Source organism: Streptomyces polygonati (assembly GCF_042650325.1).
In the GTDB taxonomy this organism is placed as follows: Bacteria; Actinomycetota; Actinomycetes; order Streptomycetales; family Streptomycetaceae; genus Actinacidiphila; species Actinacidiphila polygonati.
Genome location: NZ_JBHSBB010000013.1, coordinates 276,367 through 292,904 on the forward strand (window position 1 = coordinate 276,367; position 16,538 = coordinate 292,904).

The following is a 16,538-nucleotide window of genomic DNA, read 5'->3' on the forward strand; positions in this document are numbered from 1 at the left end:
CGGGAGCGGCGACCGGGCGTCTGCGGCCGCGCGATTGGCATCCCCTCGCCGACACCGATCCGGTTCCAGGCGACCCGGGCGCGATTCTGGACGAGGTCGCGCACATGAGACAGGTCGCCGCCCTGCTCAGAGCCGAGGCCGCTGACCTCCGGGCGATCGCCGAGGGCCGAGGCGTCCAGGGCCGTTACGCCGACGCCCTCCGCGACGGCGCCCGGGAGCTGGACGTCCGGCTGCGGGAGACCGCCGAGCGCTACGAACGCGTCCAGGGCGGACTGACCCACTGGGCAGGCGAGTTGGACGGCTTCCAGGCGGAGGCGGGGCGCATTCTTCATGCGGCCCGTGCGGAAGAGGCAGGGAACGCGGGGGACGTCGACTCGCTCGCCGCCCACCGCAGGGCCCTTGCCCGGGTGACCGCCCAACGGGATGCGCGGGCCGCCCACTTCGCGGACCGGATCCGCGACCAGATCGACGACGAGATCAAGGACAGCTGGTGGGATCGGTGCAAGGACGCCATTGACGAGTACCAGAGCGTCATCTCGTTCGTCGTGGACGTGATGGGCTGGGTCGCCACCGGTATCGCCATCGCCGCGATCACCATGACCCCGGCCGGCTGGGTGGCCGGACTCGCCGTCTGGCTCACCTTCGGCGTCCTCGCGGGTCACCTCCTGCTCGCGTCGTCCGCCGACGGCTCCTGGGCCGATGTCGCCATGGACCTCTTCGGCCTGCTCACCATGAAGGTCGGCACGGTCGCCCTCACCAACCTGCGCGGTGTCCGCGACGCCACCAAGCTCGCGGCGGAACTGGCGGCGGAGGAACGCGCCGCCGAGACCTCGGCCCGCGAGACCCGGTCCCTCCGCGACCGCACGTCAGCGGTCGTCAACCGCCGCGCTTCCACCCGGGCGGAGCGGGGCAGGGCCCGCCACCTCCGCAATATCGCTCGCGCGGCGTCGGTACGGGCCGGCCACGCGGCCTCGGCGGCGGAGGCGGCCGTCCCGCTGCCGGAGGCGTCCCGCTGGGAGGCGGCGGTGGTGGGCGGAGACCGGGAGACGGCGAACTTGCACAAGGACGTGCAGCGGCTGCGGGCCGCGTATCCGGAGAGCCCGGAGGTGCAGAGGGCGAGTTTGGGGGCGGAGGGGCACAAGGGGGTTTTTCAGGGGACGTGGATTGTCGCCACGGCTGTGGATGGCGTCGACAAGGGCGCGGGGACCAGCGACCTCTTCCCCTGGAAGACCTCTTATGGGCCCTATGGGCACTTCAAGAACCGATATGTGAGGGAGGTGGGCAGCAGATGGTGAGCAGTGCCTCTGAGCTCCGCCACGACCGTGGGTCGGAGGTCACGTGTTTCCGAGCGACTTGACGGATGATCCGCTGATCGCCCGCGGAGACAAGTTGATCCGCTGGGGAGCCTTCATTCCCATGTTCGGGTTCGTCGTCATCGGCCTGACAGCCCGCCTCCTGACACCGAACAGATCCGCGTTCGTCATCGAGATGCTCTTGCTGTCGGTCGTTGGTCAAGTACTCGTCTGGCTGGGCATGAATGCTCTTCGACGTCGAAATGGTTGGGATTCCGGCGTCATGTTCTACATCTGGTCTGGGGGAATCTTGTCGACCATCGCGGCTGCGACCACAGCGATTTTCGCCGTCATGCCCATCCCCCTCCTCGCCCCCATCGTCGCCACCTTCTTCCGCTGGCGCATGCATCGTGCCGCGCGCAGCGCAGAGGTGCCGCGGTGACCCCCGGTGCCCCGCCCACCTCGTACAGCCTGCTGCTGCCGCCCGGGTGGGTCCGGGTTCCGCTTCGGGAGGGGACCCGGAGGGTGCTGGACGTGAAGGTGTTCAGGGGGATCGAGCGGATTCCCGATGGGGTGCCGCGGGACAAGGGGATGGCGTACCGGCTGTACGTGCGGCGGTGGGTGGAGCGGCTGGTGGAGGATGCGCGGAAGGCGGGCGGCCTGGATCTGTATGTGCCGGTGGGGGCGCGGCCCGGGGGCCGGGTGCTGGCCGCGTCGTTTCTGGTGGCGGAGGTGGGAGGGGAGGTGGGAGGGGAGGGGGAGGCACGGGCGGAAGCGGTGTTGGGGCGGCTGGCCGGGGAGGCCGGGGAAGTGCGGGGCGTCGCGGAGACGGTGGGCGTGCGCCGGGAGTACGTACGGGAGGCGCCGGAGGGGGAGGCGGAGGCGGATACGGCGACTCGGCATGTGGACTACGTGGTGCCTGTGCCGGGGGAGGGGAGCCGCTGGCTGGCGGTGAGTTTCTCGACCGCGGGGGACGGGGATCCGGCGAGTGCCTTCACCCGGGCCGTGACCGATCTGTTCGACGCGATGATGACGACCTTCCGCTGGAGCGAACCGGCCCGCACACCCTGAGCTTCAGGCCCGGGCCCGTACGCCCGCCTTCTTCGCGCGGCTGCCGCAGGTGTCCATCGAGCACCAGCGGCGGGCGCCCGGGCGGGAGTGGTCGAGGAAGAAGGCGCCGCAGATCGGGGAGGCGCAGGGGCGCAGGCGGGGGAGCAGGGCCGGGGACGTGGCGAGGTCGAGCGCGTCGCGGGCGATGAGGGCGAGCGTGGCGGTGACCGGGTCGTCGGAATGCCAGCCGAGTGCGCCGGACGGGGTGAGCCGGGGCGTGGGAAGAGGGGCCGCAGCTGCGGAGTTGAGCCGGGCGCGGGCGGCGGCGGGAATCGCGGCCGGCCCGTCGGGACCGAGGGCCGCGAGGATCAGCGCGTGAACCGCCTCGCGCAGTGCGCGTGCCTCCGCCACCCGCCCGGGGGCCGGAGCTGCCACCGGCCCCTCGCCGCAGGGACCGCACTGCCTCACCCAGGCCGTCAACGCCTCCGGATCGGCCAACTCCTCCGTGACTTCGGGGGTGTTCCTGAACCGCAGGGTGCGCAGGAAGTCGAGGCACAGCCGGCCCGACCCCTGACGGAAACGGGCGGGCACGAGGACACGGACGGCGGCGCTGTCGGGCATAGGACCAGCCTACTGGCGGCACCGGTTTAACTGGTACCGTCAATTCGACCCTTGTCCCTGATCCTTCGCCCGGCGCCGCCCTCGTGCCTCCTTCGTGCCGCCGCCCGCCGCCCCGCACGACCATCGCCGCGACCCCCTGTGAGGCCCCCGATGTCCCACCCCGCCGACCTCGCGTCCTCCGGGCGCACCCCGGACGGCGAGACCCCCGGGCCGGTGTCCCAAGGGCCGCCCCGCAGCCTGATCGTGCTGCTCGCGGTGGCCTGCGGCGTCACCGTCGCCAACCTCTATTACGCCCAGCCGCTGCTCAGCGAACTGCGCCACACCTTCGGCATCTCGGAAGTCACCGCGGGCGGCCTCGTCACCGCCACTCAACTGGGTTACGCGGCGGGCCTGCTGCTGCTCGTGCCGCTCGGCGACGTCATCGAGAAGCGCCGGCTCGCCACCGTGCTGCTCGCCCTCACCATCGGCGCCCTTGTGCTGGCCGGCCTGGCGCCGGACTTCGCGGTGCTGCTGATCGCCTCGCTGATCTGCGGGACGACCCTGGTCGTCGCCCAGATACTGGTGCCCTTCGCGGCCGACCTCGCGCCGGACGAGACCCGCGGTCGCGTCGTCGGGCAGGTGATGAGCGGACTGCTCACCGGCATCCTGCTGTCCCGTACGTTCGGCAGTCTGCTGGCGGGCGCGACCAGTTGGCGGGTCGTCTACCTCACCTCGGCCGGTCTGATGACCGTACTGACGCTCGTCCTGCGCTCCCGCCTGCCCCGCCGCGCCCCCGCTGGCGCCGCGGCCGGCCTGTCCTACGGCCAACTGCTGCGCTCCACCGCCCGGCTGCTCAAGGTGCATCCGGCGCTGCGCCGCAGGGCGCTGTACCAGGCAGCGATGTTCGGCGCCTTCTCCGTCTTCTGGACGACCATCTCCTATGTGCTGACCGCGCCGCCCTTCGACTACCACCAGTGGCAGGTCGGCCTGTTCGCCCTGGCGGGGGCCGGGGGCGCGCTGGTGGCGCCCCTCGCGGGGAGGTGGGCGGACCGCGGACTGGTACGTCCCATGACCGCCGTCTCGTTCGTCGCCGCGGCGGTCGCCTTCGTCGTCGCCGGGTTCGGGCGGCACAACGTCATCGCGCTCGGCGCGGCGGCCGTGGTGCTGGACATGGGCACCCAGGCCACCCTCGTCCTGGGCCAGCAGGTGGTCTACCAGCTCGACGGCCAGGCGCGGGCCCGGCTCAACAGCGCCTTCATGGCCACCTTCTTCGTCGGCGGCGCGATCGGCTCGCAGGCCGGGTCCTACGCCTTCCACGCCGGCGGCTGGACCGCCGTGACCGTGCTCGGCGCCGCCCTGCCCGTCATCGCCTTCCTCGGCTGGACGACCGAACTCCGGCGCCCCGCGGCCGGCTACGAGCGGGTCGGCGGCTGACCCAGCGGTGACGGCGGCGACCCGGTGCGCAGGTCCCTCACCCGGCGCGGCTCCCTCAGCCCTTCCCCACGACCGCGAGTATCTCCGGCAGCCGGTCCAGCAGCCGCGGCGCGGTGAACCGCAGGGCCGCCGCCCCCACCGCGGTTCCGTACACCACCCCGACCGGCAGCACCGTCCACGACAGCCCTTGGTGGCCGGTGTGGTGCAGGAGCACGGACAGCGCCAGCACCGGCAGGCAGAACACCGCGCCGCTCAGCGTCCCGCCGAACACATTGAGCGCGACCAGCCCGCCCTGCCCGGGTGCGGCGTTGCCGAACGCGTTCTGCTGCGGCACCGCATAGGGGAAGCGGACGCTGGCGTAGGTGCCGGTGCCGGTCAGCGCGCCCAGGAAGGCGAAGGACAGGCCCAGCGTCTCGGCCAGCGCGTCGAGCCTGCCGAGGAGCAGAGCCGCGCCCACCGTGACCACGGTGACGTAGGGCACCGCTATCCCCACCAGGGTCAGCGCCCGGCCGCGCAGTTCGAGCGCGGCGTCCCGGCGGGTGGAGATGGTCGCGGCGACGGTCCAGAACGCCGATCCGTCCGTGCCGAACTGGTTGTACATCTGCATGCCCAGCAGCCCGGCCGCCCACAGGCACTGGTAGACCGTGCCGTGCTGCACCACCGCGACCAGCGGCAGCAGCAGCCCGACCGCCAGACCGGTGGCCAGCGCCGCCCGCGACCGGGGGTCACGCCACAGGTAGTGGAACTGGCGCTCCATCACCGTGCCCGTCCGGCCCCCGACCAGCCGCGCCGGAAACAGGCCGGCCACCCGCCCGGGCCAACCCGAGCGTGCCGCGCCGCCGGTCGGGACATCGGCCGCCTGGAGGGTGGAGGCGTCCGGCGACACCATCAGCCGCACCAGGCTGCGATACCACCACCGCAGGATCACGGCGAGGGCCGCGAGCGCGTAGAGCAGCTGCACCGCCGCCAGGCCGTACGCACCCCGGCCGGTGGAGCGCACCGCGTCCACAGCGGGCGCCGGCGGTATCCAGCGCAGCACCGAGGCGATCGAGGTCACCCGGTGCAGACCGCCGTCGGAGCTCAGTGAGCTGACGCCGAGATTGACCAGCTGCGCGCCGACCGCCACGAACAGACCGCTGAGCAGCGCCAGATCACGGCCTCTGCGGCTGGTCAGCAAGCGGGTGTTGGCAGCGGCCACCGCCCGCGACAGCGCCACGCAGGTCAGAAGCAGCAGGGCGACGACCGGCACCGCCACGGCTGTCGCCGCCGCGCCGTGGGCGACCGCGATCATCGCCCCGGTGGACACCAGCAGGGTGAACAGCGGGCCGACGCCGACCAGGGAGGACGTCAGCAGCGCGGTCATCAGCGGGCGGGGCCGCAGCGGCAGCATCGACAGCCGGGTGGGGTCGAGGGTGTCGTCACCGCCGAAGAAGAACAGCGGCATCACCGCCCAGCCCAGGCCCAGCACCACGGCGAGCGTGACGGTGGCGGCCGGTGCGTAGTGGCTGCCCCGCAGCGCGATCATGCCCGCGCCGAGGCCCAGGGCGTAGAGCATCGCGAAGGCGACCCCGACCGCCCAGCCGGCCGTGCGGCCCCGGGACTGCCGCAGCCCGTTGCGGATCACGGCCAGCTTCAGCCGTACGAACACCGGGGTGATCGAGCCGCCGCGGGCCGGGACCGGGGCCGCGGGGGCGAGGGGAGCCGGGGCCGCGCCGGGGAACGGCGGCGGGCCGGAGGCCGTCATCGGGTGCTCCCGCCGAGCCAGTCCAGATCCTGGCCGCCGCGCCGATCGGCTCCGACCAGCGACAAGAAGGCGTCCTGCAAGGTGCTCGCGGCGCCGCGCACCTCGGCGAGCGGGCCGCGGGCGACGATCCGTCCGGCGGCCATCACCGCGACCCAGTCGCACAGGCTCTCCACCAGCTCCATCACATGCGAGGAGAACACCACGGTGCCGCCCGTGGCCGTATAGCGCTCCAGCACACCGCGGATCACCTGCGCGGAGACCGGGTCGACACCCTCGAACGGCTCGTCCAGGAAGAGGACTTCGGGGTTGTGCAGCAGGGCCGCCGCCAGGCCGATCTTCTTGCGCATGCCGGTGGAGTAGTCGACGACGAGTTTGTGCCGCGCGTCGGACAGGTCCAGCACGTCCATCAGCTGGGCGGCCCGCTCGTCGACCTGCGCGCCGGGCAGACCGCGCAACCGGCCTGTATAGCCGAGGAGTTCGCGCCCCGAGAGCCGCTCGAAGAGCCGCAGCCCCTCCGGCAGCACCCCGATCCGGGACTTCACCGCCACCGGGTCCGACCAGACGTCGTGGCCGACGATCCGCACGGTCCCCTCGTCGGGCCGCAGCAGGCCGGTCACCATGGAAAGGGTCGTGGTCTTTCCCGCGCCGTTCGGCCCGACCAGGCCGATGAAGCGGCCCGCGGGCAGCGCCAGGTCGATGCCGGCCACGGCGGCGTGCTCACCGAACCGCTTCCACAGCCCGCGCACCAGCACCGCGGGCGTCGGACCGCCGCCCTCGCCCGCCACGCCGGGAACGCCGCCGGGCGCGGTCCCGCCGTAGACGGGCAGCGCCCCGTACGGCTGCGGCCGTACGGCCTCACCCTGCGTAGTCTCCTCCGGCTGTCCCATCTCGCGGCACCTCTCACCACTGCGCCCTCAGGCCGTGCCCGCCACCGGTCGCAGCGGCGCGCACATGTCGTCCGTACCGCAACCCTAGAGGGGACCACTGACAGTGACGATCGACCCGGGCGGCCCTTGGCCCGGGCGGAAGTGCGGCGCCCCGCTCGAAGGCGGCGGAACGGCGACGGGACGGCGACGGGACGGTGGCGGATCGGAGGCGGAGCGGCAGTGGACGGGCAGTGGATCGGCGCCGGAAACACCTCGGAAAGGCGGCGGAAAGGCCACGGACATACCGGGGCGCATCGGCGGTGCCCCAGGCGGGGGAGCACGGCCCCGTCACCGTGCGCGGGCCGCGACCACATCCCGCCCGCACGCGTACGCGAGCGGGTTCATCAGTTCGCGGGAGTCCGGCAGCCAGCGGTTGAATTCGGTGGGCCGGCGGGCCCACTGCACCGAGCCCCCGGTGCCCATCCGGGTCGGCGGCGCGGCCACCCAGTCGCCCTCGCCGCGCACCACCATGTCGAGGGTGCCGGCCGGCCAGCCCAGCGCGCGCAGCAGTTCGGGCACCTTCCTCGTGGCACCGGGCAGCACGAAGAAGGCCAGCCGGCGCGCTGGTGTGGAGATCACAGGCCCGAGTGGTAATTGCATCCGGTCCAGCCGGGCCAGGGCGAGGAAGCCCGCGCTTTCCGGTACGTCGATCGCGTCGAAGGCGCGGCCGGTCGGCAGCAGGACCGAGGAGAGCGGCTGCCGCCGCCACATCTCGCGGAGCACCGCGGTGTCGCCGCTCGCCTGGGCGGCCCAGTCGGGCCGGGTCGGGTGGGCGCCGGCCGCCGGGCAGTCGGGCGCGGAGCACGAGCAGCGCGGTGCGCCCCCCGCGGGGATGTCCAGCCATGAACCGGGGAGGACGTCCCAGTGCCTTTCCTCGGCGTATCGCACCGCCGCGTCGAGAAGTTGGCCGCTGAGCTGCCGAGGGGCCCCGATGGTGTCTTCCACGCGCTGCACAACTCCCTGACTCATCGGCGGTTACGGGGTGCGGCCGTGGCTCATGACGGGCGCACCGATGCATGGCCGGGGGCGCGTACGGGCAGTCGGCGTCCGTTTCGGGTAGGCACAGGTAGTCAACTGGGCCCGGGAGCCGCCCGGCTCGGGTGAATTACCGCCACTACGTGCGTATTTCCGGCGACTGGCGGGAAATGACGAACCGAGGGACGACAAGGGGGGATCGATGGCGGCACGACCGTTAGTGGCGCGGCAGCCGAACGAAAGACTGCAGGCCCTGATCCAGGAAGCGGCCTGCTCCAACGCGGGCCTGGCCCGCAGGGTCAACATGTGCGGGGCCGAGCACGGCCTCGATCTGCGCTACGACAAGACATCAGTGGCCCGCTGGCTGCGCGGCCAGCAGCCGCGCGGCCGGGCTCCGGCGATCATCGCGGAGGCGCTGGGCCGCAAGCTCGGCCGCGCGGTGTCGATCGACGAGATCGGCATGGCCAACGGCAAGAATCTGGCGACCGGCATCGGCCTGCACTTCTCGCCGACGGTCCTCGGCGCGATCGAGCAGGTCTGCGAGCTGTGGCGCAGCGACGTGGGCCGCCGGGACTTCCTCACCGGCTCCACCGTCGCCGCCTCCGCGCTCGTCGAGCCCAGCCGCGACTGGCTGATCACCCGCCCCGACCAGGGCGTGGCGCGCAACGGCGGGGCGCGGGTGGGCCGGTCGGACGTCGAGGCGGTCAAGGCGACGACCCAGGCGCTCACCGACCTCGACCACCGCTTCGGCAGCGGCCATGTCCGCCCGGTCGTCGTGCACTACCTCAACAGCGTGGTCTCCGGGCTGCTCGGCGGCAGCTACCGCGAGTCGGTGGGCCGCGAACTGTTCTCGGCGGTGGCCCGGTTGACCGAGCTCGCCGGATACATGGCGGTGGACACCGGCCAGCCCGGCCTGGCCCAGCGCTACTACATCCAGGCCCTGCGGCTGGCCCAGGCGGCCGGCGACCGCGGCTACGGCGGGTACATCCTCGCCGCCAGCATGAGCCACCTCGCCGCCTCCCTCGGCAACCCCCGCGAAATAGCCCAACTCGCCCGCGCCGCGCAGGAAGGCGCCCGCGGACAGGTCACCGCCACCGCCGAGGCGATGTTCTACGCCGCGGAGGCGCGCGGCCACGCCCTGATCGGCGACGCCCGCACCTCCGCGTCCGTCGCCGTACTCGCCTCCGAGGCCATGGAGCGCTCGCGGCCGGAGGAGGACCCGGCCTGGATAGCGCACTTCGACCACGCCTATCTCGCGGACGAACTCGCCCACTGCCACCGCGACCTGGGCCAGCCCGCGCCGGCCGCCCGCCAGGCCGAGGAGGCGCTCGCCGCGCACCCCGAGACGCGCTCGCGCCGCCGGGCCATCGACTTGCTGCTGCTCGCCGACGCCCAGGTGCAGCAGGGCGAGGTCGAAGAGGGCTGCCGCACCGGCACCGAGGCCGTCACCCTGCTGTCCGGACTGCGCTCCAACCGCGGCGCCGAATACCTGGAGGACTTCCGCCGCCGGCTGGAGCCGTACGAAGCGGAGCCCGCGGTAAGGGAGTTCGACGCCCGGCTGGAGGAACGCGAGGCGGCCTAGGCCGAATGGGAGCCCGCCCGCAGGAAGCGCGAAGGCCGCCCGGAGGAAGGGAAAGCGACAAAGCCGACGTCACACCGAATCGTTACCGGACCGACACCGCGTGCCCCGCAGGGGCGTCAAAGCGCTGGGCAGGCCCGGCGGGGCCGGTCCCCGCCGCGGGGGCGGACCTGCCCGCGCAGTGTGTCGCGGCGCTCACTCGTTCGGGTGCGTGGTCCGTCTTCCGGATAACCCGGTAGCGTTGGCGGACGGTTGCTTACGGCAGGGTAGAGGCGGGAGTGGGCGGCGATGCACAGCAGCGGACGCGGCGAGGAATCGCCCGAAGCGTACCGGGGCGTCGGCCACCCCCCGGGGCAGAATCAGCCCCTGACGTACGGCGAGCAGATCCAGCCGGCCGGTGGCAGCCCGTGGGGCAGCCCGGGGCCCGGCGCCGGCTCCCTGCCCGAACCGGCCGACGCCACCCAGATGCTGCCGCCCTACCCGGCCGGTATGCCCGCGCCCGGTAGCGGTCCCGGCTCGGCCCAGGCCGGCGCGGACGGCCAGGACGGCGGACATGGCACCGGACACGGCAACGGGCATGGCAACGGACACGGCGGCCCCGGATCTCCGGCCCAGGTCCCGATAGCCGACGCCACCCAGATGCTGCCGCCGTACCCCGGCGACGATCCCTCGGTGGCACGGCACGGCGGCGGGTCCGTCCCGCCGCTGCCGCCCATACCCCCGCACACACCGGCCCAGGCGCAGCACTCGGGCCACCAGCCGCAGCACGCCCAGCCGCCCGTCGCGCCGGCCGAGGCCACCCAGGCGATGCCGCTGTCGCTGTTCCAGGACGACCAGCCGTACGAGCAGCGGTCCTTCGACGACCAGCAGTACGGCGGCCAGGCCCCCCAACAGGGCTACGAGCAGGCGTCATACGACCAGCAGCAGTCGTACGACGGGGGCTACGAGCAGCAGCAGTACGGCCAGCAGGACCCCCAGCAGGGTCAGCAGAGCCAGCCGGGCCAGCCCCAGTACGGCGGCGGCCAGGAGTACGGCAGCCCGGAGTACGGCGGGCAGGAGTACGGCGGCGGCTACGAAGACCCCTCGTCCGGCCCGACCCCCAGCCCGCAGCACGACAGCGACTACGACCACCTCTTCCGTACCGACGTGCCGAGCCCGCCCCCGATACGCCAGCGCATCGTCGGATCGCCCGGGCAGCAGCAGGCCGGCCAGCCCGGCCAGCAGCCGTACGGCCAGGGCGCCCCGGGCGGTCCGGGCCAGCAGCCCCCGTACGGGCAGCAGGCAGGCCCGTACGAGCCCGCCTACGGCTACGACGAGGGGGACGGCGGCCAGGGCGGCGGTCGCCGGATGTCGCCCAAGGTGCTGATCGGCATCGCGGTGGCCGTTCTGGTCGTCGGCGGCATCGTCGTCGGCGGCATGCTCGGCGGCGGCAGCGGCGGCGATTCCAGCCCCACCGCCACCGGGAACACGGCCTCGACGGGCCCCAGTTCCTCCACCAGCGCCTCAGGGCCCGCCGCGGGCGGCGCGGACGACGACGCCGTCAAGCAGCAGGCCCAGGCGCTCGACGCCCTGCTCAAGACCAGCGGCAACAGCCGCAGCGCCGTGGTCGGCGCGGTGGCGTCGGTCAGGGAGTGCAAGGCGCTGTCCCAGTCCGCCGCCGACCTGCGCCAGGCCGCCACCCAGCGCGCCGGCCTGGTGACCCAGCTGCGCACCCTCGCGGTCGACAAGCTGCCGGACCATGCCGAGCTGACCGCCGCCCTGACCCAGGCGTGGCAGGCGTCCGCCGCGGCCGACGGCCACTACGCGAAGTGGGCCGACGAGGCGGACAGCCAGCACAAGGTGTGCAAGGGCGGCCACGCCCAGAACACCTCGGAGACCAACGCCGGCGACCGGGCGAGCAGCACCGCGACCACACAGAAGAAGCACGCGGTCAAGCTGTGGAACTCGATCGCGGAGAAGTACGGGCTGACGCAGCGCACGTACAGCCAGCTGTAAGGGCGCGCAAGGCGCCCCGTCGGCCCGCCGGCCGACGCGGTCAGTAGGGCCGCTCGGTGCGCAGCGTCGCGGTCAGGTCGACGAAGCCGGGCCGAACGGCCACCAGCCGGCCGTTGGCGATCCGCTGGTAGCTGACCTCGGTGTTGACCATCCGGGCGTGCTGGGGAATGGACTTCATGTCCCCGGCGGTCCAGCCCAGGTCCGGGGTGAGGCCCCCGGTGGACAGCTGCGACGTGTGGTCCATCGCCCGCTGCACGTTCGCGGCGTTCAGCTCCGTCTTGCGGTCCATCGCCCGGACGACCTTGGTGAAGACGTCGTACGCGATCCAGGTGGTCTGCACGCCCGGGTCGCCGACGTCGATCCGGTTGTCACCGAAGGCGTACTTGTTGATGGCCGCCTTCATCTCGTCCCACTTGGGGTCGGAGGCGGGCGGGTACCAACTGGTGATGTAGGAGTGCTCCAGCGGGCTGTCCGGGCCGCCGGTGGAGTCGATCACCGACTGCTGCACACTGCCGATCACCGAGGAGATCTGGACCTTCGGCTGCGAATTCCCGGTGCGCCGCAGGGCGTCGAAGAAGGTGCTGGTGTGGTCACCGAGGACCGCGGAGACGCAGGAGGAGTGCTTGTTGTCACCGACCGCCCGGGCGGCGACGGCGGTGTAGTCCGAGGAGTCGTCGGCGGTGGGGATGTCGCGGACCGCGGACAGGCCGCCGACCTTCAGACCGGTGTCGAGGAAGAGCGGGAACTGGTCGCCGGTGATCGAGTCCGGGCGGACCAGCGTCACCTTCTTGCACAGATCCGCCAGTTGCCGCCCGCTGCCCGCCAGCAGCGCCGGCAGGCCGCCGTTGACCGGATACGACATCAGGCTCTGGAACTCGTCCTCGGTGATGCCGTAGCCGCCGATGTAGGGGATGCCGTCGGTCTCCAGCGCGCTGGTGAAGGCCGAGCCCTGCTCGCTGTACGAGCCGACCACCGCGACGGCGCCCGCGTCGGAGGCCTGCTGGGCGCAGTTGGTGACGGCCACCGAGTCGTCCTGCTCGTTGCAGGTGAGGACCTTCAGCTTGCGGCCGTCCAGCCCGCCCTGGGCGTTGACGTACTTCTCCACCACCTGCGCCATGGCGAGCATGCCGGGCATATTGGTGCCCTTGGTGTCCACCGGCGCCCAGGTCATCACGACCACGGGTCCCCGCGAGCCCCCCGCCGTCCCGGGCAGCACACCGCAGGCACTGAGCAGCGCGGATGCGGCCAGAGTCGCGACGGCGGCCATTGCGGCCCTGCGCACACGCCGTTCAGTCATGTAACCGGAAGATTCCTCGTCGGCGCCAACGTCAGGGTCCTCGGAGGGAACGGGATGACCACTTTCAGGTGAATTACAGGTGCCGCTGTTCGAATGCGTACGATTGGCGACTGTGCAAGGTTCGGAGAAGTCTTCCCGTCGCGCCCGCCCCTCGTCCACGATGGGGGGTATGCCACTCAACGACATGCCGTGGTGGCGCTGGCGCAGCAATGTGCGTTCCGCGTTGCACATGATCAGCGACCCGGTGTTCCAGCGCGACGTCTGGCAGGCGGGCCTCGACGGATACGGGGACGTCACCGACGCCGTGTACCGCCTGGTCGAGGACACCTGGCTCGACAACTGGTCCGCGGAGAAGTACGTCGGCACGATCTTCCGCGACCCGCAGGAGGCCGCGCTGGTCGACGTCGCGGTCCTGCGGGTGCTGAAGATCCTGCACCAGGTGGGCGCGGACGCGCCCGCCACCGCGTACGTGGAGCACCATGCCTGGCCCGAGGCGGTGCGGGCGGCGCGCGAGGCGCACATACGGATGGCCGCGGCCGACGGGGACGACCCGGACGCGCCGCCGCGGTCGCTGGAGGTGCTGGCGATCTACAACCGGACGGCGCCGTGAGGTAGGGGCGGGCCCCCGGGCCCGGTCCGTTCCGTGTGGCGGACAGGTGCCCCGGGTGTCGTAGGCGTGTGCGAGGCTGGCGGTGTGAACGATCAGCAGCCGCCGCAGCTCGCCGAACCGCCGTCGCAGTACGTCCTCACCCTGTCGTGCCCCGACAAGCAGGGCATCGTGCACGCGGTCTCCAGCTATCTCTTCATGACCGGCTGCAACATCGTGGACAGCCAGCAGTTCGGCGACCAGGACACCGGCCTGTTCTTCATGCGCGTCCACTTCTCCGCCGATCCGGCCGTGACCGCGGACCGGCTGCGGGCGAGCTTCGCGGCGGTCGGCGGCGCCTACCACATGGACTGGTGGATCCACCCGAGCGAGGAGCGGATGCGGGTCGTCCTGATGGTCAGCAAATTCGGCCACTGCCTGAACGACCTGCTGTTCCGCACCAGCATCGGCGCGCTGCCGGTGGAGATCGCCGCCGTCGTCTCCAACCACACCGACTTCCGGGAGCTCGTCGGCTCCTACGGCGTGCCGTTCCACCACATCCCCGTCCCCCGCGACGGCAAGGCGGACGCGGAGGCGAAGCTGCTGGACATCGTGGAGAAGGAGGGCGTGCGGCTGGTCGTCCTGGCCCGCTACATGCAGGTGCTCTCCGACGACCTGTGCCGCAAGCTGTCCGGCCGGATCATCAACATCCACCACTCCTTCCTGCCGAGCTTCAAGGGCGCCAAGCCCTACCACCAGGCGCACGACCGGGGGGTGAAGCTGATCGGCGCGACCGCGCACTATGTGACCGCCGACCTCGACGAGGGGCCGATCATCGAGCAGGAGGTCGAGCGGGTCGGGCACGAGGTCACTCCCGAGCAGCTCGTCGCCATCGGGCGCGATGTCGAGTGCCAGGCGCTGGCGCGGGCCGTCAAGTGGCACAGCGAGCACCGGGTGCTGCTCAACGGGCGGCGGACGGTGGTCTTCGCCTGAGGAGGGGCCGGGACCTCACAGGCGCGACAGCGACGCGGCCGCGAAGATCACATCCCTGATCATGTCCCGGTCGCCCAGCTGACCGAGGGCGACCCGCTCCGGCTCCACATGCCCCGCCGCGAGCTGGCAGAACTCCACGCTGTCCATGGCCACCTGCGCGACCGTCCCGGCCTCCGAGGCCGGCGCGGCGGGCGAGTCCAGCGGCAGGAACCAGACGCCGCCCCCGTCGCCCTCGATCTCCAGCCGCAGCGAACGGCCCGGGGCGCCGACCGCCACCAGCTTGGACGCCGACAGGGCAAGACCGGCCCGGCGCCGCTCGGCCAGTACGGCGGGCAGCATCCGGGCGGCCAGGTCGATCATGCGATGGAGATTGCGCGGCGCGGGCGGGACATACGGGTAGTCCACCGCCTCGGCGATGTCCCAGGCGTGCATCCAGCACTCGAAGGCCCGGTCCAGGAAGGCGTCCCGCAACGGCAGCGCGAACGCGCCGTAGTCCACCTCCAGTCCGGCGGCGCCGGGGCCGGCGAAGGAGACGGTGCGCACCAGGCTGTGGCTCTGCTCGCGCCAGAGGGTGTGCAGCGCGGAGCCGGGCAGCCGCTTGTGGGCCGACCAGTGCGCGGCCGTGCGCTCCCAGGGGTCCAGCGGCAGTTCCGGGTCCGTGCCGGGCGCCTGGCGCGGGTGGCTGCCGGCCACCGGGCCGGCGCACGCCGACCCCGGTATCGCCCCGCTGCCGGGCATGGGCAGGCCGAGCGTGCGGGCCGCCAGGCTGTCGACGGCGATCAGATGGGCGATGACCTGGGCCACGGTGAGCTGCTGCCGTACGGGCGCGCCGTCGAACCAGCGCAGCTCGACCGGCGCCTTTCAGTAACCGCCGCCGAGGTCGCGCAGCAGCGCGTCCAGCCGGGCGGTCTCCGCGTCGTAGGGACCGGCCCACTCCGGCACCGGGATCCGCGCCGGACGGCGGCCCAGGCAGCCCTCCAGCACCCGGACCCGCAGCAGCGGATCGAGGTCGAGCGGCTCCTCCTGGTGCAGCAGGCCCACCGCGTCGCGCAGCCGCAGCGCTTCCTCGGCGCAGGTGGCACAGTCCGTCAGATGCACCTCCACGGCGAGGGCCTCGTCACGGGTGCACGCGGACAGGGCCCAGGCGCCGAGCAGCGATTTCAACGTTCCGTGGTCGTAGCGCGGTGGGCGGGGCGGCCCGGGCGGGCGGACCGGTCGCGGCGAACGGGGCCCGTAGCCGGGCCCGTCGGGAGTGCCGTCCTGCTCGCGCTGGCGGGGCACGTGGGGCCGGCCGTCGTCCTCACCCTGACCGCTGCCGCTGCCGTCGTGGGAGGCGGGGCCGCTCATCGTCCGCCCCGCTGACGCGGCGGATCGAAGGATTCCTCGTGCTGCTCGCCCGGCTCCATCGCGGTGGACAGCAACTGGAGTCCGAGGCGCAGCCGCCGGCGCGCCTCGTCGTCGCTCACCCCGAGATCGGCCGCGGCGGCGTGGTAGTCGAGGCGCTCGCGATAGGCGAGTTCCAGCGCGTCGCGCAGCGGGGTGGGCATCGACGTCACGATGAAGTCGGCCCGCGCCGCGGTGTTCGCCTCCTGGACCCGCGCCTCCACCTCGGCCGGCGTGGAGCGGCCGCCGTGCTCCGACTGCCGCAGCCGGTGCACCGCGTGGCGCTGGGTCAGCTTCGCGATCCACGAGCGCAGGGAGCCGTGCTTCGGCTGGTAGGCGTCCGGATTCTCCCAGATGTAGCCGAACACCTCGCGGGTGATCTGGTCCGCCGCGTCGTCGTCGGCCATCACCCGGTGGGCCAGGGCGTGCACGAGGGAGGCATACCGGTCGTACAGCTCGCCGAGCGCGGCTTCCTCACCCCGCGCCAGCCGCTGCTGCATCTTGCGGTCCCAGCGCGGTGGTGCGGGTGTCGCCATCTGCCGGCCCCCTTGGCTCGTCCCACCGCCGAACACCGCCGAAACACCATCGAACACCGCTGATCGCGGTGTGTGTTCGGCCCGTCCGACTGCGCTCACTATCGACCGTACCGGGCGTGCGCGACCGCGCACGGTGCTTTGCAGCAAC

Annotated in this window: 14 protein-coding genes and 1 pseudogene; 8 read left to right on the forward strand and 7 right to left on the reverse strand. The window is 72.7% G+C overall.

Translation table 11 applies throughout. The features are described 5' to 3' along the window. Positions 1-104 precede the first annotated feature (104 nt). From ACFO3J_RS19430 to ACFO3J_RS19440, 3 genes are read left to right on the forward strand one after another with little or no spacing between them, the layout of a single operon-like run. The gene (locus ACFO3J_RS19430; RefSeq protein ID WP_386430720.1) at positions 105-1,295 is read left to right on the forward strand and encodes a hypothetical protein; all 1,191 of its coding nucleotides are present in this window, start codon (positions 105-107) and stop codon (positions 1,293-1,295) included. Positions 1,296-1,338: 43 nt separating this feature from the next. Beyond that, on the forward strand, positions 1,339-1,734 hold the full coding sequence (locus tag ACFO3J_RS19435) for a hypothetical protein (RefSeq protein ID WP_386430721.1): 396 nt from the start codon (positions 1,339-1,341) through the stop codon (positions 1,732-1,734). Further along, positions 1,731-2,363: a hypothetical protein gene (locus ACFO3J_RS19440; RefSeq protein ID WP_386430722.1), complete on the forward strand. Its 633-nt coding sequence runs from the start codon at positions 1,731-1,733 to the stop codon at positions 2,361-2,363. The genes ACFO3J_RS19435 and ACFO3J_RS19440 overlap by 4 nt, the downstream gene beginning before the upstream one ends. Positions 2,364-2,366: 3 nt before the next feature. Here ACFO3J_RS19440 and ACFO3J_RS19445 read toward each other — a convergent pair whose 3' ends face one another. Further along, a complete protein-coding gene (locus ACFO3J_RS19445; protein ID WP_386430723.1) occupies positions 2,367-2,963 on the reverse strand; it encodes a CGNR zinc finger domain-containing protein in 597 nt (198 codons plus the stop codon). A 150-nt stretch (positions 2,964-3,113) separates the two neighbouring features. Here ACFO3J_RS19445 and ACFO3J_RS19450 point away from each other — a divergent pair, with 150 nt between their 5' ends. Then, complete coding sequence (locus ACFO3J_RS19450; protein WP_386430724.1) at positions 3,114-4,376, forward strand: MFS transporter; 1,263 nt, start codon at positions 3,114-3,116, stop codon at positions 4,374-4,376. Between the two features lie 55 nt (positions 4,377-4,431). On the opposite strand, the gene ACFO3J_RS19455 is transcribed toward ACFO3J_RS19450, so the two are convergent. The 3 genes from ACFO3J_RS19455 to ACFO3J_RS19465 form a co-directional block, all read right to left on the reverse strand. Then, positions 4,432-6,120, reverse strand: a complete 1,689-nt coding sequence (locus ACFO3J_RS19455; RefSeq protein ID WP_386430725.1) for a transporter — start codon at positions 6,118-6,120, stop codon at positions 4,432-4,434. Continuing rightward, positions 6,117-7,007, reverse strand: coding sequence for an ABC transporter ATP-binding protein (locus ACFO3J_RS19460; protein WP_386430726.1), 891 nt, complete (start codon positions 7,005-7,007; stop codon positions 6,117-6,119). The genes ACFO3J_RS19455 and ACFO3J_RS19460 overlap by 4 nt, the downstream gene beginning before the upstream one ends. A gap of 327 nt (positions 7,008-7,334) precedes the next feature. Beyond that, on the reverse strand, positions 7,335-8,015 hold the full coding sequence (locus ACFO3J_RS19465) for a bifunctional DNA primase/polymerase (protein WP_386430727.1): 681 nt from the start codon (positions 8,013-8,015) through the stop codon (positions 7,335-7,337). A 208-nt stretch (positions 8,016-8,223) separates the two neighbouring features. On the opposite strand from ACFO3J_RS19465, the gene ACFO3J_RS19470 reads away from it, so the two are divergent. After that, a complete protein-coding gene (locus ACFO3J_RS19470) occupies positions 8,224-9,603 on the forward strand; it encodes a transcriptional regulator (protein ID WP_386430728.1) in 1,380 nt (459 codons plus the stop codon). Between the two features lie 285 nt (positions 9,604-9,888). Further along, positions 9,889-11,595: a hypothetical protein gene (locus ACFO3J_RS19475; RefSeq protein ID WP_386430729.1), complete on the forward strand. Its 1,707-nt coding sequence runs from the start codon at positions 9,889-9,891 to the stop codon at positions 11,593-11,595. Between the two features lie 40 nt (positions 11,596-11,635). On the opposite strand, the gene ACFO3J_RS19480 is transcribed toward ACFO3J_RS19475, so the two are convergent. Next, a complete protein-coding gene (locus tag ACFO3J_RS19480; RefSeq protein WP_386430730.1) occupies positions 11,636-12,892 on the reverse strand; it encodes an ABC transporter substrate-binding protein in 1,257 nt (418 codons plus the stop codon). Positions 12,893-13,052: 160 nt separating this feature from the next. Between ACFO3J_RS19480 and ACFO3J_RS19485 the strand changes: the two genes are divergently transcribed. Together ACFO3J_RS19485 and purU are read left to right on the forward strand one after the other, a co-directional pair. Then, positions 13,053-13,502, forward strand: a complete 450-nt coding sequence (locus tag ACFO3J_RS19485) for an SCO4402 family protein (protein ID WP_386430731.1) — start codon at positions 13,053-13,055, stop codon at positions 13,500-13,502. Positions 13,503-13,586: 84 nt separating this feature from the next. Next, a complete protein-coding gene (gene purU / locus ACFO3J_RS19490) occupies positions 13,587-14,471 on the forward strand; it encodes a formyltetrahydrofolate deformylase (protein WP_386430732.1) in 885 nt (294 codons plus the stop codon). 15 nt (positions 14,472-14,486) lie between these two features. Here purU and ACFO3J_RS19495 read toward each other — a convergent pair. Both ACFO3J_RS19495 and ACFO3J_RS19500 read right to left on the reverse strand, forming a co-directional pair. After that, positions 14,487-15,818 (reverse strand): annotated as a pseudogene (locus tag ACFO3J_RS19495) (maleylpyruvate isomerase N-terminal domain-containing protein). Then, on the reverse strand, positions 15,815-16,390 hold the full coding sequence (locus ACFO3J_RS19500; protein WP_386430733.1) for a sigma-70 family RNA polymerase sigma factor: 576 nt from the start codon (positions 16,388-16,390) through the stop codon (positions 15,815-15,817). The pseudogene ACFO3J_RS19495 and the gene ACFO3J_RS19500 overlap by 4 nt, the downstream one beginning before the upstream one ends. Positions 16,391-16,538 lie beyond the last annotated feature (148 nt).

Bases quoted from the DNA above. Each gene is read 5' to 3' on its own strand.
- ACFO3J_RS19430 (WP_386430720.1), top strand. From the start codon at position 105: ATGAGACAGGTCGCCGCCCTGCTCAGAGCCGAGGCCGCTGACCTCCGG.
- ACFO3J_RS19445 (WP_386430723.1), bottom strand. From the start codon at position 2,963: ATGCCCGACAGCGCCGCCGTCCGTGTCCTCGTGCCCGCCCGTTTCCGT.
- ACFO3J_RS19450 (WP_386430724.1), top strand. From the start codon at position 3,114: ATGTCCCACCCCGCCGACCTCGCGTCCTCCGGGCGCACCCCGGACGGC.
- ACFO3J_RS19455 (WP_386430725.1), bottom strand. From the start codon at position 6,120: ATGACGGCCTCCGGCCCGCCGCCGTTCCCCGGCGCGGCCCCGGCTCCC.
- ACFO3J_RS19460 (WP_386430726.1), bottom strand. From the start codon at position 7,007: ATGGGACAGCCGGAGGAGACTACGCAGGGTGAGGCCGTACGGCCGCAG.
- ACFO3J_RS19465 (WP_386430727.1), bottom strand. From the start codon at position 8,015: ATGAGTCAGGGAGTTGTGCAGCGCGTGGAAGACACCATCGGGGCCCCT.
- ACFO3J_RS19470 (WP_386430728.1), top strand. From the start codon at position 8,224: ATGGCGGCACGACCGTTAGTGGCGCGGCAGCCGAACGAAAGACTGCAG.
- ACFO3J_RS19475 (WP_386430729.1), top strand. From the start codon at position 9,889: ATGCACAGCAGCGGACGCGGCGAGGAATCGCCCGAAGCGTACCGGGGC.
- ACFO3J_RS19480 (WP_386430730.1), bottom strand. From the start codon at position 12,892: ATGACTGAACGGCGTGTGCGCAGGGCCGCAATGGCCGCCGTCGCGACT.
- ACFO3J_RS19485 (WP_386430731.1), top strand. From the start codon at position 13,053: ATGGGGGGTATGCCACTCAACGACATGCCGTGGTGGCGCTGGCGCAGC.
- ACFO3J_RS19500 (WP_386430733.1), bottom strand. From the start codon at position 16,390: ATGGCGACACCCGCACCACCGCGCTGGGACCGCAAGATGCAGCAGCGG.